Genomic DNA, 19,404 nt, shown 5'->3' on the forward strand with positions numbered 1-19,404 from the left:
TGAAAATTAATGACTTATTATGGAAGGGGGAGTATAAATAAATGCGTTCTACTAAAACAATGCTACTGGGTATTGCACTGATGCTTGTTGCATTATATTTACCACATGAAAGTGCTTTTAGAACAGGTGGTGACGAGATTTTCCTTTTAGGTTTAGGATTTATTCTTGTAATAATTGGGCTTTTCATAAAAGATAAAAAAGAAAATTCATAGATAAATTATTCAACTCCCATGAAAATTAGTTCTTTAAGAAATGAAAAATGACAATACTAAGAAGACCCCTACTTAATCGTTAAAAAAAGAGGAGAGCGTAAATAAGTCTATGGATTACGGTTGACTGGATTAAGGTTAGTATCAGTATATAACACTTCCTAACCATTTTCTTTCTCTGTGGTGCAGCATTTTTTTGTGCTGCATGGATGGCTAACGGGTGCTTTACTTCAAGAAGGAGTAAAGCCTTTTTTCTAATTGAACTAAAGCCGCAGGTTAGTGAAATAAAGGGTAAAACTAATTAGATATAAATTAGGAGAGTGCAATGAAAATCTTTCTAGAGTCAACACTAATTTTAGTTATATTCGTATTTGTTAGTATCATATGGGTAATTCTTTGGGGAAGTATATATTTAGAGATTGGCATTGATATTGATGAAAGATATGGTGGAATGCCTTATGTCTCTATTCTTATTCTGTTTTTGGTGCTATATAAAAATAAATTGCAATTTAGCGGAAGGAATAAAGGAAAAGATAGAGAAAAACTACCGAAATTGATTTCTAAAATACTTATTTTCACTGCAATTAGTCTCTTATTCTTACCGCCAGTACTGAGTTTCTTCTTCAACTAACGGGTGCTTTACTTCAAGAAGGAGTAAAGCCTTTTTCAGTAGATTAAAGCAGCAGGTTAGTTTAATAAGATTTGAAGTGCTTAATTAAGGAGGATTATTCAATGAAAGATTATGGGGACGATTTATTTAAAGGCACAGCTTGGTATTATTCACAATATAGACCATTATATTCTTCTTCTTTAATCAGATATTTAAGAAATAAGTTTTCTTTAGATGGGAAAAGCAACATGCTGGATTTAGGCTGCGGCGATGGTCGATTACCACTAAGGTTCTCTGATTGGTTTGAAAAAGTGGTAGGGTTGGATACAGAGCCTGAGATGATTCAAGAGGCTGAAAGAATCAGTAAGGAAATTAGAGCTGAAAATACAGAGTGGCTAATTGGTGATTTAGAGAAATATAAACGTAATAACAATACGACCTTTAGACTTGTAACTATTGCAAAGGCTTTTCACTGGATGGATAGACCGCGAGTCCTTGAAAGTTTATACGAAATGATAGTTGTTGGTGGCGGAATAGCTATTATAGATAATTACTCTCCTAATGAAGTGCTTCTACCTTGGCAGCAGACAGTTCAAGAAGTTGTAAAACATTGGTATGGGAATGAAAGAAGAGCAGGGAATATTACATACAGTCATCCAACAGTTAGTCATGAGGAAATTATAACAGGATCAAAGTTCGACCTAGAAATTCATCAATTACCTTCATATGAGCAGATATGGACACTGGACTCTATAATCGGAAATCATTATTCTACTTCTTTTGGTGCTAAACGGTTTTTAGGAGAAAACGTTGATTTATTTGAAAAACATTTAAAAGAGGAATTATTAGCTATTGATAAAAATGGTGTGTATAAAGAGCAAATAAATACTTCGGTCAAACTTGCTCTAAAAAAAGTATGAAAGAGTATCTTATTCAATAACTGGTGCTTTAGTTAAACAAGACCATCAAAAAAATGATGGTCTATTTTTATGTAGAATGTGAAATGTTACACTTAAACTAACGCGGTAGGTTAGTTTAATAAGAAAAATGAATTTATGTTAATTAAAAATGGGGAAATTATTTAAAATTGGAACCTCTATTTGTTTCAAACGTATTAAAATAAAGCAGCAGTTTAGTTAAAGAAAGGGAAAGAAAAAAGTGAAAAAAATACTGAAATACAAAATAATCGGCATTGTTTCTTTTTTTCTGTTATTTTTCGTATTTTTCAACTTATTGAGATGGACTCATCAAGGAGAGTTCTTAAAATATGATAATGGTGTGACAATTGAAGTTTATAATTCAAGTAAAGAAGTAATAACGGGATTAAATTTCTATTTTGCGTTCGATGGTAATCATGTATATCAGGATTTAGGTACTATCACTCAATTAGGACCTGAAGAAACCTCTAGTTTTTATAATCATCAAATAAAAGACACAGGTAATGATAGAAGTTTATATTTACAATATCCAATTAACAAAACTGAGACAGAATTTGAAAGTCTAGTTTATTTACACTCTAATAAACCAAGTAAAGTAGTACTTATTTTAGAAATAACCGGAACTGATAATAAGGGGAAACTTTTATTTAGGGCAAGTGGGTATGAAGATTTTTCTGGACAATATGAAATAGATTTGACTTCCGATAGAGAGTGATTGCTTAATGGGTATCAAGGAGTGCTTACTCAACTAACGGGTGCTTTACTTCAAGAAGGAGTAAAGCCATTTTCTTATTCAACTAAAGGGGCAGGTTAGTTCAATAACAAACTTTAAAGGTCTTTGAATTAATAAGTAAGGAAGTGTACTCAATGAAAAAGTCAAATGAGAACTTTTACGAACAAGTACAACAGAACAGGTTATATTTTTTGATATTAAGTATGATAGCAGTTGTCTTTACTACTGGTGCCACATTTACTTTAGTAATACCAGGTTTAAATGGCTTTAATTTGTATCTAACAATCATTATCGTAGCTTTTTATTTTCTTATTGCAAATATGTACGTTGGATTATTTAAAGGAAGATTATATTTTGTATTTACAATAAGTTTGATTTTAAGTTCTCTTGGAATGGGATGGGGGTTATGGCTAGAATGGGGAGAAGTTAGCTTGGTTGAACATATGAACCCAGTGGTGATAATTGGGTATCCTTGTATTGTTGCATTTATAATTTCATTAATGTATCAATTATCTACTATATTTTTATTGAAAAGAATTAATTTTTGATTAATAAACGGGGAGATTTTAATTTGTTTTTTACTCAATGAATATAAAAGTTTGTGAAGAACGGTACTTAACTAACGGGTGCTTTACTTCAAGAAGGAATAAAGCCTTTTTTCTTATTGAACTAACGCAGCAGTTTAGTTGTTAGATGAAATTAGGAGTTTTATGTCGCAGTTGACGTTAGTACATTTAATAGACTTGTCGGGTAAGGATAGGGTGATATTTTATTGAAAAAATATAAAACTCTTTTATTTGTTTTAATAGGGATAATCTGTTTATCGATTTTAATGTTTTTGATATATTTGTTTCTTTCATTTTTAGGTACTTTAGGTCAAGGAGAGTATAAAAAATACAATTCGGGAGTAACTATTGAGGTAAATAATTTAAATAATGAAAGCATATCAAACCTCAAATTTACATATGGTCACGCTGAGAACTTTGAGTTTAAAGAAATAGGATTAATAAAACATATAGAGGTTGGTAAGACTGCTACGTTAACTGGTAGTAGTAAAGATATATATCCCAATGATTTGAGTATGTATATGCACTATAATCTTGAAAATGGTGAAAAAAAATCAGATGCACTAGCATATTTTAGTATTCAGAAACCAAGAAAAGTTGTTGTAATTATAGATATTAATCAAGTTGGTGATATGGGTGAAATAGGTTATAAAATAAAAGGCTTTGATGGGCTAGGAGAATTTATTGATTAAGTATAGAAGAGAAGGTGCTTATTCAACTCCCATGAAAATTAGTTCATCAAGAAATGAAAAATGACAATACTAAGAACACCCCACTTAATCGTTAAAAAAAGAGGAGAGCGTAAATAAGTCTATGGATTACGGTTGACTGGATTAAGGTTAATATCAGTATATAACACTTCCTAACCATTTTCATTCTCTGTGGTGCAGCATTTTTTTGTGTTGCATGGATGGCTAACGGGTGCTTTAGCAAAATATGGCCATCATTTTGAGCTGCCCCGTAAATGTTAGACACCAACTAACATTTACGGGGTGTTTTTATGTCTAAATATACATTAGAAGTTAAATTACAAACGGTAAAACGCTATTTAACTGGAAACGAAAGCTATCAAACTATTGCAGAAAGCATTGGCGTAGCTAAATCTCAAGTCATTACTTGGGTGAAATTATTTGAAGTACAGGGTGAAAAAGGGTTTAAGAAATGCTATACAAGCTACTCATCTGAGTTTAAACTAGACGTACTTAATTTTATGAACGAAACAGGTACGTCTTTTCTAGAAACGGCAAGCACATTTAATATTTCTTCTCCGAGTATCATTTATCGGTGGGATCAATTGCTTAAGACAAAAGGAATGGACGCGCTAGAACCAAAGAAAAAGGAGCGTCCATCTATGAAAAAAGAAACGAAAAAAGTTGAACCAGAAAAATCCATCCCTGCCGAAGACTCAGAATACCTTCAAGAACAACGCAGTAAAGGAATTCCTATAGAAGTAGAAGAAGATTCTCACCCCTTATCGAAGCAAGTAATTAAAGAATATGAAGAATTCTCGACCATCATCAATGAGAAGAAAGGTAAATACTTCAACTAACGAGGTGCTTTACTTCAAGAAGGAGTAAAGCCTTTTTTCTTATTGAACTAAAGTCGCAGGTTAGTTGAAGATTCGCTTTCCGGAATAATTAGTTGAATAAAAAATAACCGATGGAAGAGTTGCTAAACGAACATGGTTCGGCAGCTCTTTTTCTTATTGTAGTAAGTCTTATTGACCTATCGGGGAAGAAATAATAAAAGAGGTATATATAATTTTATGTAGAATTAGTTTATGTCTGGCTATTTAGTTTTATAGCCGAAACTTATGGAAGGGGTGACATATTGAAAATGATAGAACTTCAAAATAGTACACTAATGAGAGGGATTACTTCTTAACTAAGGTTTAATCCTCTCAAAGGTATGGGAGGAAAAATAAGAGATGATGAAATTAGAAAACATGGTAAGAGGATTAGCTTCCGATACTATCGCCCAGAGACTCATTCAATTCTGGGAACATGACGAGGGAACTTTGGAGCTGTGGCGTGCAAGTTCAAACTTTGTGTATGCTTTTGAACGTAATCAGGTTCAATATTTTTTGAGATTTAGTTTTGAGCAGGATAAAAATATTGAACAATTAAAAGCTGAAATAGAGTATATGCAATATTTACACTTAAATGGGTTTCCATCTGTAACACCAATTAAATCACTAAGTGGAGAACTTATTGAAACACTAAAGACTCCTGAAGCAACCTATATTGCTGTTGTCTTTAGTGCAGCTTACGGAATTAATTTGGATTCCGATACAATTACCGAAAAACAGATGGAGGAATGGGGGAAATCTCTAGGCTCACTACATTGTTTGTCAAAAAAATTCGTGCCTGTATCTGAAAGAAGAAATAGTTGGGTGGACACAGTACATTTCATGGAAAGTGTATTTCAAAAGCATCCAATGGAACTTATTGCCCTAGAGGAGCTAGGTAGGGTTACCTCTTGGCTTCAATCGTTACCTACTGGAAATGATGTGTACGGATTGATACATTATGATTTCCAATTGGATAATATCTTTTTTGAAGAGAATAAGAATCATAGTTTCAATGTAATCGACTTTGATGATGCAATGTACCATTGGTATGCAATTGATATCGTTACAGCCCTTGATGATTTTATTGACGATGACAATCCACATTCAAAATTACTGATTCAGTCTTTTTTGAACGGATATCGTTCCAAAATGGTCCTAGAAAATGATGTAGTGGCTCAATTTTCGCAATACCAAAGATATGCAAACTTATATAAGTTCGCCAAGTTATTAAAAACTTTGGAGTTTGAAGAAATTATTGATACTCCACCTTGGTTTGATGGATTAAAGATAAAGTTAGTTCGTGTTGCAGATGAATTAAGAAAGACCTTTCATGGATCATGGTAAAATGATACATGAAATAAATACATGCACCGCTTATTGTAGCTCATGCTGTAATGAAGAGATTGTGAAATTTTGTACTTAACCTACTGGGTGCTTTACTTCAAGAAGGAGTAAAGCCCTTTTTCTTATTGAACTAAAGGAAGCAGTTTAGTTGAACAAGGACAAGTTTACAGAGAGGACAAGTGAATAGAAAAATACTGTGAAGTGGGGTTCGGAAATGGAGAAAGTTCTTGAAAAATTAGAGGAACTAAAGTCAGGTGAAGTGGGAATTATTATTTATTCTCAAGCAAAACAGGATATAGTTTTATCATTAAATAAAGGGCTATTAGTACCTCTTGCTTCTGCGGCAAAAGTTGCTATTGCCTTTTGTATCGCAAAATTGGTTGAAGAAAGACACTATAAATGGACTGACATTGTTTATGATGTAATTTTAAATCCAGAAGAGGATAGCAACGAAGTGTATCCTCACTTTCAAAGTAGAGAAAACTTGGCACTCCAAGATGCGGTGGAAGTTATGATAGCCTGTCACGATAGCTTTGTCGCAGAGAGAGTTGTTCAATTTTGTGGTGGATGGGAAAGGATTAACAATAGAATAAAATCATATTTTAAAAGCATAAATATTACTCAAAATCCAAGAGACTTGGACAACAATGGAGAATTGAGTGAGATGTTAGAACTTTTACAATTAATACATCAAGGATACAAAACTAATCCTGATTTATGGATTCCAGTTATTAATGGTTTAGTTAGGCAACGAGGTAATATAGAAGGAATACCAAGCCATTTCTTAAATCATATGACTGGAGGTTTAGATAATGTAGTAATTGATATTGGGATAATGGGTGAGTTTTCCAAAAATCCATTATTATTTGTTTTGGGTGCAAAGGAGTTACCAAATCGATATAAAGAGGAATTAGCAGATGAAATAATTATTGAAGCAATGAAATTACTTTATGATGAGTATTGCAATCAGGAAGTTGAATTGGAAAATGAGAGTCTATCTAATACATAAAATGCTTATTAAGTTAACGGGTGCTTAGTAAAGTGGCTGCCTGAAAGGGCAGTGAACTAACGTGGTAAGTTAGTTGAACTAACAACATGGATTATCTAATTAGTTTGAAGTAAAAGTAGAGGGTGGTGGTGATTATTATAGTAGCCTTACCAGTTATTATATTTTTATGGATTTTTTTATGGTCTATTACGAAAACATTAGAAAATTTAACAGATAAGATTTTAGATAACCAAGATAAGCAGTATAAATTATTGGAGGAAATAAAATCGAAATTAAATGATAAATTAGAATAGAAATTTGTAATTTATAAAAGTCATAATAATGCTATTGCTTGTTCAACTAACGGGTGCTTGTGCGGCCGAGCCTAGGTCGTATCATATAGCGGGTGGGATTCCCGTCGAGAAAGAACTAGCCATTCACTCGTAGCGAGTCTTGGAGGGCTAATGGTAACATTAGCCTTTAAGCGTAGACAGTTAGGTGGCGGGCCGAAAGCCAACTGGTTGAAGGGATTGAGCTCCATAATGTTAGTAAATCGAGAGGGCTGATGCTTTAAGCACGGCAGAAAGCTACATTTTATCCATCGTTAAAGGCAAGAAGGATAAAACCTCTCTGGAGTCAGAGATCTTGGCACGTCACACATCGATATGATACGGCAACTCGGGAGGCCCTACCGGTCTTTTCTTCTTATAGAAGAGTATGGTGTACAAGCGATAATAAGCGAGGAAACCAAATGCCGTGTAGGGAGTCGGATAGTAGCGTAGTACCAATGAAGTTGGGTAATGCCGATGGAGGAAAGGCTGCTACCAAATGATCACCCTCACTAGGGACACATTTACTACACACAGCGGTAGAAATAATAAATGTAAACTAAACTAGTGAGGATAGCAGAATTACCATTTTGTGAAGGATGATTTGGAGGAGCCGTGTGCGTAAATAGCGCAAGCACGGTTCTGTGAGGGGGGTGGAACAGAATCTATCGTAAGGTAGAGAGGTTCCCTTCTACTCGACTACTTCAAGATGGGGTAAAGTCTTTTTCTTATTGAACTAAAGCGGCAGGTTAGTTCAATAAGCCAGTGAAAAATCATTTGAAATAATGTTTAATAATACTTATTAAGTAAAATAAGGGGAGAGTAAAACCCATGAATTTAGGAGCTCCAATAGCAATTGGAAATACAGCACAAATCTATCTCTACGAAAACAAGATTGTCAAAGTTTTCAATGATTTCTTGCCCGATACGGAATCTTCATATGAAGCAAATAAACAAAAGTTTGCACATTCATGTGGACTTTCTGTACCAAAAATATTAGATGTCACGACAATAGATGGGAAACAAGCCATAATAATGGAGTTTGTTAAAGGGAAAACAATAGGTGATATTTTATCCGAAAACATGGAACAAGCAGAATATTACATGAATATCTCCATAGATATACAACAAAAAATTCATATGATAGTAGCTGATTCTCTTGAACCTATGTCTTTAAAGTTAAGCCGTCAAATTGAATCAGCACAACAGTTAGATAAAAGACATAAGTCCGCTTTACTACAAAAAATGGATACGATTACATATAAGAAAAGGTTATGTCATGGAGATTTTCATATGTTTAATTTAATTATGTCAGATAATAACCAAGTGACAATTATTGATTGGGTGGATTCCAGTGCAGGGGATTTACGTGCAGACGTCTATCGAACGTATCTATTGTATGAACAGTTCTCAATTGAATTAGCAGATATGTATTTGCGTCTTTATTGTCAAAAAAGTGGTTTATCTAAAGATGACATTTTTCAATGGGCTCCAATCATTGCAGGAGCAAGATTATCTGAAAATGTATCATCAGAAAAAAATGAACGTCTTATTAAGATAGTTAATGATTTCTGTCCATTATAATAAAACTATATTTTGTTAATATTCCTACTTAAGCTAACGGAGTGCTTTACTTCAAGAAGGGTAAAGCATTTTTTCTTATAGAGAATTCTTCCCTTATTTATGACGAAATGTAAAAAGTATTAGACATTTGATTAATCAGTGATACAATAATAAATGTCAAACACTTTTTACATTTATGAGGAGGAAATAAGTTATGGACTGGATTGTTTCAACTGTTCTTTTTATTATCTTAGGGATTAGTGCTATTTTGATTATCAGTACTCTTGTATCTTTACCACAATTGGGTGACGAAAGAAAAAACCTCGTCAAAATGAAAGCCCAGTCCTTCACCTTTGCAATAGTAATTGGATACGTGTTAATTGAACTTTTTCAAAAAATATATATAAATATTTGGAAAAATGGTTCGTATGAGGGTATAAATCCAGTTACCTTTCTCATAACAACTTCCATTATATATTTAAGTTCATTACTGTTTTTTAGGAAGAAATATGGTGGTTAAATGAAAAATCATATTAAAGAATTAAGAAAATCAGCTAAATTATCCCAAGAGGAACTAGCAAAGTTTTGTAAGGTATCTAGACAAACGATAAATGCAATTGAAAATGATAAATATGATCCTACTTTACAATTAGCTTTTAATATTGCTTCTGTATTGGACACCACAATAGATGAGCTGTTTGTCAATAAATGAAAAATCAACAATCGGACGAGATTATTGAACTAGCTTCACTTTCCTTCTTCAACTCCCATGAAAATTAAAATCTTCGATTTAGAGAAAAAGGCAATACGAAATCTGACGCAGCCCAATAATTTTTAAAAAAAGTGCAGCGCCTAAAAGAGAATTAAATTGTGGGTTGGATTAGGAGGCATTTGGTTCAGTGATTGTCACGTTGTAACCTAAGTTTTCAAGTCTTCGAACAGAATATCGTACAATTGATTGTTCTTTTTGTTTGTCAAAGTAATCTTCCCCTAAGTCTACGTACATTTCTTTGCGTGTTAGGAGATAATAGCTGATTCTTAAAATGGCATGAGCCACCGATATCCCTGCCCGCTTTTTACCCTTTCTTGATGCAGTACGCCTATACAAGGATCCCAAGTAGGTTTTGGATCCTCTAACAGAATGAGCTGCTTCAATTAATGCCGATTTCAAGTACTTGTTTCCTTTTTTCATGTTGGTTGATTTCCTCTTGCCCGCACTTTCATTATGTCCAGGTACTAATCCTGCCCAGGAACATAAGTGCGCCGAACTGGGGAATTGCTTCTCCACATCTGTACCGACTTCGGCTAAAATTTGTTCAGCCATTCGAGTGGCGATGCCAGGAATGGAATCCAATCGTTCTATATCTTCTTGATGGGAGGATAACCTAGTAGCCACCTCTTCGTTTAATAGCTCAATCTGCTCAGTTAGAAATTCTATATGGACCAGAATGGTTTTCAACATGAGACGTTGATGTGGATTGATATACCCTCGAAGAGCTAGTTCTAGTTCACTCTTTTTCTTCTTCATTGATCGGCGGGCAAAGCTAGCTAATTTCTCAGGATCATTTTTGCCATCGGCGATAGCACGAAGCATATCAAGCGATGAAACACCCATGATGTCGGAGACAACGGAACCGAGTTTGATATTCGCTCCTTCTAAAACCTTTTGAATCCGATTATGTTGTCTCGCACGCTCTTCAATAATACTTCGACGGTATCGAACTAACTCTCGCAATTCCCGCTGATTTCGGTCTGGAATAAAACTTGCTTTAAGTAGACCATGACGAAGAAGTTTGGCAATCCATTCGGCATCCTTTACATCGGTCTTGCGACCTGGTACTGCTTTCATATGTTGAGCGTTCACTACTAAAAATTCAATGCTCTCGGCTTCTAGCAAGTTAACAATAGGCTTCCAAAATACACCTGTACTCTCCATTGCTACGTGAGTACAACCATGCCCCTTAATCCAGTCAATTAACTGTAATAGAAATACAGTTTTAGTGGAAAACGTTTGAATCTCCTTTCCTTTTGGGGTAATAATACAAGCAGTAATGGAATCCTTATGGACATCCATCCCACAAGCACGTTCAATGATTACTTCCATTGTAATCATCCTTTCTACGGCAAATAGTATTGGAGGCTGGTGCAATAACCAGAGTAGGATTAATCTCCCATGAGTGCTTCCCGTAAGGGAGCGACAGTCTGTGATGCACCGTGGTCGTTGGAGTCAGACTAACGGATGGGCTCTATGGCACCATAGTTCATCGACCTTCCTCTCCCAGCCGTAGTATCCTATACCCAGGTTTTCACATTTTCATTCTCTGTGGTGTAGCGCTGATTTTGCGCTACATGGATGGCTAACGGGTGCTTTACTTGAAGAAGGGGTATAGCTGTTTTTTCTTATTAAACTAAAGGTGCAGGTTTGTTAAATATATGAATCAAAAAATAAATATTCTATTAGTAGGATTGATGGAGGTTTAACGAAATGATTACGGTCCCAAAAGAACATTTTAATATAATAAAGGAGAAAATTAAAGAAGCACCAACATTTGTATTTAGCGTATTAGATTGCATTATTAAAGGAACGGTACTTGCGGATTCCACCAATTATGAATCATTGCTTATTAACACCGATTCAGGATTATATTACGTTACAGGGCAATCAACTGATGAACTATTTCTTAAGAACATAGTTAGAATACATGAGGCATCAATTAAGCAAGGGAAAAGATTTACATTATTTTTTTCTGAACCTACTTGGAATCAGGCAATTGAAAAATGCCTTGAGAAGAAAGTAAGAAAAATACAACGTTATGGTTTTTCTTTTGATTTAATGGCATTTAAAAATAGAAAAAGAAGTGATATTAGTGAGTTTGATGTAACAAATATTAATCAATATCTGATTGAACATTGTTTGGAATTTGATAAAAAATACTACGACGAATATTGGGATTCCACTGATAATTTTCTTCAAAATGGGATTGGTTTTTGTGTGAAGGATGGAGAGAGGGTTATTAGTGAAGGAGTTTCAATTTTTAAATCTAAAAATTATGCCGAAGTAGATATAATAACCGACTCAAATTATAGAGGAAAAGGGTTAGCAAGTATTGTAGCTGAACAATTTATGGATTATTGTCTTTCCCATAATATTCAACCTCGTTGGGATTGTGATGTTGATAATATTGCTTCAATCAATTTAGGTAGTAAATTAGGTTTTATTAATCCAAAAGAATATACTGTCTATATTAAAATATAATTCATATAGTGGAGATTAATTAAACAAATAATAGAAGATCTAATTCAACTAACGGGTGCTTTAGTCAACAACAATCCGGCGCTTTCCCGGAAAACTAGGAAAGTGTCTTTGTCTTTATAGGACATGGTGTTATGGAACGCTGCTTTGATTAGGAGGAGGCATTGTTATGGAAATATACTGGGTTAACGGACGATATCAAGAAGATGAACGGATTTTTGATTCTCAGTTTGAAGTTTATGAATGGACGGACTCATTATATCAAGATTTCTCAAATGGCTTTTTAAGAAAAGAAAATATCGGTTATGCAACTCCTGCTGTAAAGGTAATTGATTGTTTAACGGAACTAATACCACAATGGGCGGGATACACGAATGTAAATGTTACAATGCATAGAGATAAGATTGAGGTAGAAGGTAAAGATATTTATAGAATTTGGACATCGTATAGTAGATAAAGTTATTCCACAATCGGGCGCGATTGTGGAAGATTACTTTTCTGTTTCATCTTCAACTAACGGGTGCTTTACTTCAAGAAGGGTAAAGCATTTTTCTTATTGAACTAACGCAGTTAGGGACACATTTACTACACACAGCGGTAGAAATAATAAATGTAAACTAAACTATTGAGGATAGCAGAATCACCATTTTGTGAAGGATGATTTGGAGGAGCCGTGTGCGTAAATAGCGCAAGCACGGTTCTGAGAGGGGGGTGGAACACAATCTACCGTAAGGTAGAGAGGTTCCCTTCTACTCGACTAGCAGAACAAGGCTGTCAGCTGGCAGCCTTTATTCTTCTTCAACTAAAGAAGCATCCAAGTTTTATTCCATATATAAATTGATTATATCCTGTTCCACTATTTCTTCACCTATTGCTTGAACATGTAAATGGTCATTTAGGTTTGGCTTATCTATGTTCCAAGTTAAAGTAAAGTTATTATCAGTTTGATTTTCTCGAATGTCATATCCAATAAGTTTTCTTTCTGTCCATGTTAGAGTACCTGTTGGAATCAACCAGAATAAGATGGTTTCTGTATTTTCTGCTTCAACATGAAATGTTATTTTCTTTGTTCCTTTTGGAATCTGTACCCCAGTTCCTTCTTTGGGATCATCTGTATATATAGATTGGCCATAAGGCAAGTACGTTGGGTTTTATCCGACATAGCATACACCTCTTTCTTGTTATAATATTCGACAAAACAACTTCCTATTTTCACACCAGTTGTATGGACAGTCCTAATTGCAGTAGGTATGAATTTAGAAAATGAACTACAAGATTTTTCTATTCCATTAAAGCCAATGGTATGAACTGAATCAAAAGTGCTGTTCAAGGGTAGGGTAGTCCGGTTGATTGATGAGTTCAGTTCATAAAATCTTATATGTTACCCCATACTCCGTATTATCATAAGTGTTTCTTTTTTACCAATAGCCGTGTAATTTATCAATTACAACATTATTAAATTCAGATCTAAAATCAGTAGAAATATTCTCCTATTCTCACTGGATTCTAACAGAATTAAAGGCACATTGAACTATACCAGAATCTTTATGTTCTTACCGTTATCACACCGATTTCTCGAATATAAAATAAAAACAAAATTAATTCTAGTTTCTACATACTTTGACAATAGCTATATCCATTACCAATATAAGACCTCTCTTTATCCACACAAAATGACCTATTTAGGACATTTCGAACAGACTCATCATTTTGTAAGGTGATCGTTGGCTTATAAAGTTCTTGTGTGTATAATGAATTTCTGTGGCAATATTTGGTATTCTTATAAAGAAGCTTGATTTAATAAGTTAGAGAAGCTATAATATTTTTAAGTTAATAGAAATAAATGGGAGTACCCCACACAGAAATATATATCACTTTGATGAGTGATATATTTCAGTGTGGGGTATTTTTTGTTTCATTAATAACAAAATAAGAAAGGAGGGGGGAAATGACTAAAGAATGGGTAGGACTAGCTCCAAGATTATCACCATTTTTATTAGTAGCAACAGTTGATGATGCTTTTAAAAAAGCAGGAATAACTGTGAAAAAGCAAAGTAACATTTCAGCTCTTGAGGAACTATGTATTATCGTAATACTTTCAATATTCCTTGTAATCTTTATTTATACTATAATTATCATTACTAAAAAAATCAGCTCAAAATGAAAATTGGCTTTATTGTTTTGGGATTGATGCTATTTACTATTATGTTAGTTAGATTAATCTATTAATTATAAAAAGGTAGTCAATTTAATTTAAGAATAAAGGAGCAGAAATGCCCTACTCCTTTATTCTTTATTAATACATATAAAATTTATCATATATGCAATCAGATTTTTTGATTTAGATATTCTAGAATCATTTTATTATTAGGGGCATTAAAGTCTTTGTTGCGTACATAATGTGGGTTTATATATTGCTTTGTAGTGATTAAGCTTTCATGGCCTAGTAACTGCCTAATGACGTCAATTGGGGTTCCTTGATCTGCCATTATAGTTGCAAAGGTACGTCTTAGTCCATGTACAGTTATAATTGGTAGTTTTGCTAATTCCAAGTATCTTTTTAATAAAGTATTTATTTCTTTATTAGTAAAGGGTTTATTATCATCTGACAAAAATACAAAATCAGTTGGTTTTCTGTTACAATTTATTGTGTATTTTTTTAATGCCTTTCCCATTTCAATTCTTAAAAACAACAATCTTTCTACTTTGGTTTTGGTCTTATTGAGAGAGAGTGTATCGTTAGTACCATCTATTTCTTCACATTTTAATTTAAGTATTTCTCCAATTCTACAACCAGTTGAAATTAAGGTTAAAAATAAATTAACATCTCTCTCTAAATTGTCTGAATGGACATGAATTGTGTTTAGCAACTTTAAGATATTCCCTCGAGTTAGGACTGTAAAATACTTTTTTTCTTCTAAATAATCTTTCAGTTGAAATTCCAAAGTATACATAGGGTTTGAAAAATTGTAATTGTGTTCTAGAAATTTGAAAAAACTCATTAAGGCTTTATAATTATCTTTCAAAACATTAAATCCTTTATGTTTAATAAGTGATAAATAATTGTCGATTATTTTACCATCAATCGGAAAGTATCTGATTATTCTACCATTAATGTCACTTAAATTAGAGACTTTATCCAAATAAATTAAGTGAAGTTCATTTTCCATTTCTTCTGATAAGTATTTAAGAAATTTTTTTAAATATAGGGTATAAGTATAGAGAGTAGATTTGGCTAAGCGTACATTTTTTTTGTAAATTTCAAGTTCTTCTAAAGCTGTATTCATTTTAATCCCCGTTTATAGCATTTAAAAGTTTTTCAAACGGGAAAGGAAACTTATTCATAATAGCATCTCTTAAATCTTCACCACGTAATTTTGTATATGTCATAGTGGTTTTTGGATCTGTGTGACCTAAAATCTCAGTAAGAAGGTGTTCTTTAACGCCAATTTTAAGACAATATACAGCAAATGTATGTCTAAAAGAATGAGATGTGATATAAGTGAGCTCAGGTAAATGGTCTCGTATACGATCAACTGTGTTTTGAATAGTCCTAATTGGAAAATTTCTGTTTCTTATAAGATTCTCATCTCTTGCAAAAAGATATCCTTCACATTGAGGGTCCCATTCCTTCATCCCACTATTTTGTAAATAATATAGTATTTCATCTTTAAGTTGAGGGAACATAGGGACAATTCGTTTCTTATTTCCTTTACCTAATATATAAATTAAATTATTTTCGATATCAAAATCTTTTACTTTAACAATTGATATTTCACTTACACGGCAACCAGTCAATAATAAAAACATAATTATTGCTCTACATCTAATTGGTTTAGATAATTTCTTAGTGGCCTCCAAAACTTTAGGGATATCTTCTTCTTTAATGTATCTAGGTATTAAGGAAGTTTTTTCTATTGTGAACTTATGACGAAAATCTTTATTTGAAAAATCCATATGATAAGTAAATTTTAATAGACTTTTTATAATGGCATTATATTTATTAATGGTTCTAACGGAGTACTCTTTATTTTCTAAATTATCCTTAGTGATTATTTCGTTTAATATAACTTCATTAAATTCGTTAATTTTTAAAGAAGGATAGTTAATTGAAATGTGTGATTTAACTCTTAATAGAAAGTTATTATAAGTTTTTGCAGTTTCTTTAGATCTTTTATTAATATTAACTAATGTTTTAAGGTGTTCTAGATATTTATCTATTACAAAAAGAACGGTTTTATTATTTTCGATAGGCTTTTGAACACTCGAGAATTCATCATTAGATGTTTCAAGGAATTTTAAAAAAGCTGTTTCGGAAATACCTAGTTGAGTACATATTTCTTCAATAGACATATTTGTTTTTTTATTTATTGACATTAAAAATCCTCCAATTAAAATAGTTTTTTGTCTAAAAATAATTTTTTTAATTTTTCAATATTCCTGTAAAAATAATAATGGGTAGAAATTAAATGTTTATGGCCAACAATTTCTCTGACTTGTTCCATACTATTTCCGTTATTTAGTGCGTTTGTTATGAAAGTATGTCTTAGTGTTTTAGGAGTAAAATTTTTTTCTTGAAAGGGTTTATTATATTTTCGAAACAAATTAGATATATTTGAACTCGTTATTTGGTTTCCAAATTTATTTATAAATAAAGAATCTGTTTGATTAATAAGATAATTTTTGCGAATTTTTAAGTAGTCTTTAATAAGCGAACAAGTCGTGCCTGATATTAACAAAGTCCTTTGATGAGACTTTTTGCTCTTTAATACTATTAGCTTTTCGTGTAAATATACATCATCAATTTTTAAATTAACTATTTCAATGGGTCTGCACCCTGTTTCTAAAATAATTAGGAAGATTGAAATATCCCTTAAAACATTCTTTGAGTATTCAAATATACATTTTATTACTAAGAGAATATCTGACTCATTTGTATATTCATTACACCGTTTAGCATTTTGTATCATTTTAGTTGGTATATTATAAATAAAGTTTATTTCTTTATTTTCATATAAAAACCTGGAAAACAATCTTACTGCTTTTAAATATTCATAAGCACTGCTAAGTTGAATGTTTTCTAAAAGTGATTTTCTAATCAAGTGTTCTTCAAATCTTTTAAAGCTAGTTGACCAATATTCATTTGTAGGGCGAATTTCAGGAGTATAATTAAAAAATTTCAAGAAAGATTTAATATTAACCAACGAACACCTAATAGTCGTATGGGAATATCTTTTTAAGTTCAAAAAAACTTCAAAATCAGTAATGAGAGGAAGGGTAGGATTTTTATTTTTTTTTGAATTTTTTTGTTTTATAGGTAGAATATAATATATCTTTGCTACTTCTTTTTGTGTGAGAAACTTACAGAACCGATCTAAGAAATACAAATAGGAAGTGGCTTCTTTTATATCTAATTGGTTCATACTTTTTAATGCTTCCACTTGTTCCTGTATTTTCATTGCATGAGATAGGTTCAACTTATTTAATTGAATATCATTATTTGAGCAGAATAGAAAACTGTCTTTTTGACATTCCTTATAAAAGAAATCTACAAATTTCTCGATATCTTTTTGTTTAGTTGAAGAGAATCTTCTTCTAAATTCCTCGATAATTTCTCTAGATTGATCTTCTTCATTATTAGAAGAACCATGTTTAGTTACTTTGTGTTCCATTTACTTCTCCCTCTAATTAAAGTATTAGTTTGCGATAAATATTTGAAAAATTTTACTTGATATTGAAGATATTATGAAATAAAATATAAATATAGAGAAATTATTTATTGGCCTCCACCACGCGGCAGAGGTTTACTTAAAAGCACTTTTGGTAAGTGTTCAGACAATTACCCTTCAAGGGGATTGGTTTGTCCATTTTTTCAAAAGTGCTTTTTTGCATTTCGGAAAGATAAAACGGAAATTGTTCGTAATTGAATTTGTTTAAGTATTCATCCTAACTTTGTCCCATTTTTATTAATTTTATACTTGCAGAGAATTTAAGAACCATGCGAGTTTTTTGGAGGTGTTCAATTGAAAATTAACTATCTGGCCTTAAAATATCAGTGGCCTCAAGTTTTTAACTTGAAAATATTAAGGTTTTACCGATTCATGATCAGAAAACAATTGGACATTCTAGGGTGCCAATTAGAATATTAATGGAAAATGCAAAATGGGAATATAATTTGGTTGAATACTAATTAGAAATACTATAAATGAAATGGTCGTTTATTAAAGTATTTGTGAAAATTACAAAATGTAATTCTTTAGCCAAAATATTGGCTAAAGAATTCGTATCACTTTGAGACAGGTATATTTTACTCAGGTGATGATTAGATGAAAATCAATAAGATTGAAGTGGACAATATAAAACTAATCCAACAACTAATCAAAAAGGAAATTAGTTTTCCGGGATACCTTAAAAAAAGAGGTTTAAGCAAATATGATAATTTGAAGGAATTAAAATATATCGTAAATAATAATCAATACTTATTGGATGGGTTTTTATCTATCATTTCAATCGGTCTACGCTGCAGAGCTATGAAAGGTCTATTTGATTTAATTGATGATGAAATAGAACTCTTTATTGATTTTAGCAGTAGTCAAATAAGTGATTTTATTAGGAAAAATATGGAATACAATGGAGAGAGTGAAGTAATATCTCACAGGACTACTTCATTAGAAATGATTTATGATTTAGCGATTATATTAGATCTGCCATTGCGCTATATAGAAAATACGTCTACCGAATATGAAATGATTGAATCATTTACCGAATATAAAATTCCTAAAATCAAAAAAATGAAATTGTATAAATTAATAGAAGAAGTCCTAATCGAAATGAATCAAATATCAAGATTAAAAAGAAGGATTTTTGGTGTAAGAATTAAAAATAACTTTTTTGATGCTGGGGATTCAAGGCATTTATGTGCTCGTGTGGATATTCGCGAGAACTTTTTTACAATTGAAATTCATCTAGACAATAAAGCGAATATAAATTATTCAGAACTAATTACGTTAGAGGAATCTATAGGTATGAAAAATGAGATTTATATTCGGGATGCATTCTTAAGAACCAATCAAAAACTATGTATACTAATTTCAAAAGACAATAGTATAGAACAAAATATTGTTTATCTGAATAAAAGCTTTTTATGGAGAAATGTATTATTTGAATTGAAGGACGAAAAATTAACTAAATTATTGAAAGAAAAGGAAATCAACTTTTTCTTTTAAAATTACCTTTATGACTCTTTTGCTTTATAAAAACAATGAAAATTGGACTGCTTGTTTAATTGATATATATTTAAC

At 32.1% G+C, this 19,404-nt stretch carries 22 protein-coding genes; 17 read left to right on the forward strand and 5 right to left on the reverse strand.

Annotation, left to right across the window (positions count from 1 at the left end):
- Nucleotides 1-41 precede the first annotated feature (41 nt).
- The 13 genes from MKX53_RS06775 (at nt 42) to MKX53_RS06835 (ending at nt 9,562) form a co-directional block, all read left to right on the forward strand.
- Nucleotides 42-212, forward strand: a complete 171-nt coding sequence (locus MKX53_RS06775; RefSeq protein ID WP_241600715.1) for a hypothetical protein — start codon at nt 42-44, stop codon at nt 210-212.
- 322 nt (nt 213-534) lie between these two features.
- Complete coding sequence (locus MKX53_RS06780; protein ID WP_340910097.1) at nt 535-840, forward strand: hypothetical protein; 306 nt, start codon at nt 535-537, stop codon at nt 838-840.
- A 101-nt stretch (nt 841-941) separates the two neighbouring features.
- Nucleotides 942-1,739, forward strand: coding sequence for a class I SAM-dependent methyltransferase (locus MKX53_RS06785; protein WP_340910100.1), 798 nt, complete (start codon nt 942-944; stop codon nt 1,737-1,739).
- Between the two features lie 238 nt (nt 1,740-1,977).
- Nucleotides 1,978-2,472, forward strand: coding sequence for a hypothetical protein (locus tag MKX53_RS06790; RefSeq protein WP_340910103.1), 495 nt, complete (start codon nt 1,978-1,980; stop codon nt 2,470-2,472).
- A 152-nt stretch (nt 2,473-2,624) separates the two neighbouring features.
- Entirely contained in the window at nt 2,625-3,038 is a 414-nt protein-coding gene (locus MKX53_RS06795) for an ABC transporter permease (RefSeq protein ID WP_340910105.1), read from the forward strand.
- Between the two features lie 224 nt (nt 3,039-3,262).
- Entirely contained in the window at nt 3,263-3,748 is a 486-nt protein-coding gene (locus tag MKX53_RS06800; RefSeq protein WP_340910107.1) for a hypothetical protein, read from the forward strand.
- A gap of 308 nt (nt 3,749-4,056) precedes the next feature.
- A complete protein-coding gene (locus MKX53_RS06805; RefSeq protein ID WP_340910109.1) occupies nt 4,057-4,605 on the forward strand; it encodes a helix-turn-helix domain-containing protein in 549 nt (182 codons plus the stop codon).
- A gap of 378 nt (nt 4,606-4,983) precedes the next feature.
- Complete coding sequence (locus MKX53_RS06810) at nt 4,984-5,970, forward strand: phosphotransferase enzyme family protein (RefSeq protein WP_340910111.1); 987 nt, start codon at nt 4,984-4,986, stop codon at nt 5,968-5,970.
- 214 nt (nt 5,971-6,184) lie between these two features.
- Nucleotides 6,185-6,979, forward strand: coding sequence for a serine hydrolase (locus tag MKX53_RS06815; protein WP_340910114.1), 795 nt, complete (start codon nt 6,185-6,187; stop codon nt 6,977-6,979).
- Nucleotides 6,980-7,107: 128 nt separating this feature from the next.
- Nucleotides 7,108-7,272 carry a hypothetical protein gene (locus MKX53_RS06820; RefSeq protein ID WP_340910118.1) on the forward strand — a complete coding sequence of 55 codons (165 nt, stop codon included), beginning with the start codon at nt 7,108-7,110 and terminating at the stop codon, nt 7,270-7,272.
- An 846-nt stretch (nt 7,273-8,118) separates the two neighbouring features.
- Nucleotides 8,119-8,871: an aminoglycoside phosphotransferase family protein gene (locus MKX53_RS06825; RefSeq protein ID WP_340910121.1), complete on the forward strand. Its 753-nt coding sequence runs from the start codon at nt 8,119-8,121 to the stop codon at nt 8,869-8,871.
- A gap of 193 nt (nt 8,872-9,064) precedes the next feature.
- Nucleotides 9,065-9,370: a DUF2178 domain-containing protein gene (locus tag MKX53_RS06830; RefSeq protein WP_340910124.1), complete on the forward strand. Its 306-nt coding sequence runs from the start codon at nt 9,065-9,067 to the stop codon at nt 9,368-9,370.
- Nucleotides 9,371-9,562 carry a helix-turn-helix transcriptional regulator gene (locus tag MKX53_RS06835; protein WP_340910127.1) on the forward strand — a complete coding sequence of 64 codons (192 nt, stop codon included), beginning with the start codon at nt 9,371-9,373 and terminating at the stop codon, nt 9,560-9,562. It abuts the gene before it with no gap.
- A 168-nt stretch (nt 9,563-9,730) separates the two neighbouring features.
- Here the strand turns inward: MKX53_RS06835 and MKX53_RS06840 are convergent, their stop codons facing one another.
- Nucleotides 9,731-10,954: an IS110 family transposase gene (locus MKX53_RS06840; RefSeq protein ID WP_340910132.1), complete on the reverse strand. Its 1,224-nt coding sequence runs from the start codon at nt 10,952-10,954 to the stop codon at nt 9,731-9,733.
- 381 nt (nt 10,955-11,335) lie between these two features.
- Between MKX53_RS06840 and MKX53_RS06845 the strand changes: the two genes are divergently transcribed.
- Entirely contained in the window at nt 11,336-12,106 is a 771-nt protein-coding gene (locus MKX53_RS06845; protein ID WP_340910135.1) for a GNAT family N-acetyltransferase, read from the forward strand.
- A gap of 166 nt (nt 12,107-12,272) precedes the next feature.
- The gene (locus MKX53_RS06850) at nt 12,273-12,560 is read left to right on the forward strand and encodes a hypothetical protein (protein ID WP_340910138.1); all 288 of its coding nucleotides are present in this window, start codon (nt 12,273-12,275) and stop codon (nt 12,558-12,560) included.
- 364 nt (nt 12,561-12,924) lie between these two features.
- Here the strand turns inward: MKX53_RS06850 and MKX53_RS06855 are convergent, their stop codons facing one another.
- Nucleotides 12,925-13,242 carry a hypothetical protein gene (locus MKX53_RS06855; protein WP_340910140.1) on the reverse strand — a complete coding sequence of 106 codons (318 nt, stop codon included), beginning with the start codon at nt 13,240-13,242 and terminating at the stop codon, nt 12,925-12,927.
- Nucleotides 13,243-14,051: 809 nt separating this feature from the next.
- On the opposite strand from MKX53_RS06855, the gene MKX53_RS06860 reads away from it, so the two are divergent.
- A complete protein-coding gene (locus MKX53_RS06860; protein WP_340910144.1) occupies nt 14,052-14,267 on the forward strand; it encodes a hypothetical protein in 216 nt (71 codons plus the stop codon).
- Between the two features lie 163 nt (nt 14,268-14,430).
- On the opposite strand, the gene MKX53_RS06865 is transcribed toward MKX53_RS06860, so the two are convergent.
- The 3 genes from MKX53_RS06865 to MKX53_RS06875 are packed head-to-tail and all read right to left on the reverse strand — an operon-like array spanning nt 14,431 to nt 17,775.
- Nucleotides 14,431-15,390 (reverse strand): tyrosine-type recombinase/integrase, encoded by a 960-nt coding sequence (locus tag MKX53_RS06865; protein ID WP_340910147.1) that lies wholly within the window; start codon nt 15,388-15,390, stop codon nt 14,431-14,433.
- Between the two features lies 1 nt (nt 15,391).
- Complete coding sequence (locus tag MKX53_RS06870; protein WP_340910150.1) at nt 15,392-16,480, reverse strand: tyrosine-type recombinase/integrase; 1,089 nt, start codon at nt 16,478-16,480, stop codon at nt 15,392-15,394.
- A gap of 14 nt (nt 16,481-16,494) precedes the next feature.
- Nucleotides 16,495-17,775 (reverse strand): tyrosine-type recombinase/integrase, encoded by a 1,281-nt coding sequence (locus tag MKX53_RS06875; protein WP_340910153.1) that lies wholly within the window; start codon nt 17,773-17,775, stop codon nt 16,495-16,497.
- A 654-nt stretch (nt 17,776-18,429) separates the two neighbouring features.
- Between MKX53_RS06875 and MKX53_RS06880 the strand changes: the two genes are divergently transcribed.
- Nucleotides 18,430-19,329 (forward strand): hypothetical protein, encoded by a 900-nt coding sequence (locus MKX53_RS06880; protein WP_340910156.1) that lies wholly within the window; start codon nt 18,430-18,432, stop codon nt 19,327-19,329.
- Nucleotides 19,330-19,404: the final 75 nt, after the last annotated feature.

Origin of the sequence: Psychrobacillus sp. FSL K6-4615 (assembly GCF_038008225.1) — a bacterium.
Lineage (GTDB): Bacteria > Bacillota > Bacilli > Bacillales_A > Planococcaceae > Psychrobacillus > Psychrobacillus psychrotolerans.

Excerpts from the sequence above, each read along its gene's own strand:
- MKX53_RS06775 (WP_241600715.1), top strand. The coding sequence starts at position 42 with ATGCGTTCTACTAAAACAATGCTACTGGGTATTGCACTGATGCTTGTT.
- MKX53_RS06780 (WP_340910097.1), top strand. The coding sequence starts at position 535 with ATGAAAATCTTTCTAGAGTCAACACTAATTTTAGTTATATTCGTATTT.
- MKX53_RS06785 (WP_340910100.1), top strand. The coding sequence starts at position 942 with ATGAAAGATTATGGGGACGATTTATTTAAAGGCACAGCTTGGTATTAT.
- MKX53_RS06795 (WP_340910105.1), top strand. The coding sequence starts at position 2,625 with ATGAAAAAGTCAAATGAGAACTTTTACGAACAAGTACAACAGAACAGG.
- MKX53_RS06805 (WP_340910109.1), top strand. The coding sequence starts at position 4,057 with ATGTCTAAATATACATTAGAAGTTAAATTACAAACGGTAAAACGCTAT.
- MKX53_RS06810 (WP_340910111.1), top strand. The coding sequence starts at position 4,984 with ATGATGAAATTAGAAAACATGGTAAGAGGATTAGCTTCCGATACTATC.
- MKX53_RS06815 (WP_340910114.1), top strand. The coding sequence starts at position 6,185 with ATGGAGAAAGTTCTTGAAAAATTAGAGGAACTAAAGTCAGGTGAAGTG.
- MKX53_RS06825 (WP_340910121.1), top strand. The coding sequence starts at position 8,119 with ATGAATTTAGGAGCTCCAATAGCAATTGGAAATACAGCACAAATCTAT.
- MKX53_RS06830 (WP_340910124.1), top strand. The coding sequence starts at position 9,065 with ATGGACTGGATTGTTTCAACTGTTCTTTTTATTATCTTAGGGATTAGT.
- MKX53_RS06835 (WP_340910127.1), top strand. The coding sequence starts at position 9,371 with ATGAAAAATCATATTAAAGAATTAAGAAAATCAGCTAAATTATCCCAA.
- MKX53_RS06840 (WP_340910132.1), bottom strand. The coding sequence starts at position 10,954 with ATGGAAGTAATCATTGAACGTGCTTGTGGGATGGATGTCCATAAGGAT.
- MKX53_RS06845 (WP_340910135.1), top strand. The coding sequence starts at position 11,336 with ATGATTACGGTCCCAAAAGAACATTTTAATATAATAAAGGAGAAAATT.
- MKX53_RS06850 (WP_340910138.1), top strand. The coding sequence starts at position 12,273 with ATGGAAATATACTGGGTTAACGGACGATATCAAGAAGATGAACGGATT.
- MKX53_RS06860 (WP_340910144.1), top strand. The coding sequence starts at position 14,052 with ATGACTAAAGAATGGGTAGGACTAGCTCCAAGATTATCACCATTTTTA.
- MKX53_RS06865 (WP_340910147.1), bottom strand. The coding sequence starts at position 15,390 with ATGAATACAGCTTTAGAAGAACTTGAAATTTACAAAAAAAATGTACGC.
- MKX53_RS06870 (WP_340910150.1), bottom strand. The coding sequence starts at position 16,480 with ATGTCAATAAATAAAAAAACAAATATGTCTATTGAAGAAATATGTACT.
- MKX53_RS06875 (WP_340910153.1), bottom strand. The coding sequence starts at position 17,775 with ATGGAACACAAAGTAACTAAACATGGTTCTTCTAATAATGAAGAAGAT.
- MKX53_RS06880 (WP_340910156.1), top strand. The coding sequence starts at position 18,430 with ATGAAAATCAATAAGATTGAAGTGGACAATATAAAACTAATCCAACAA.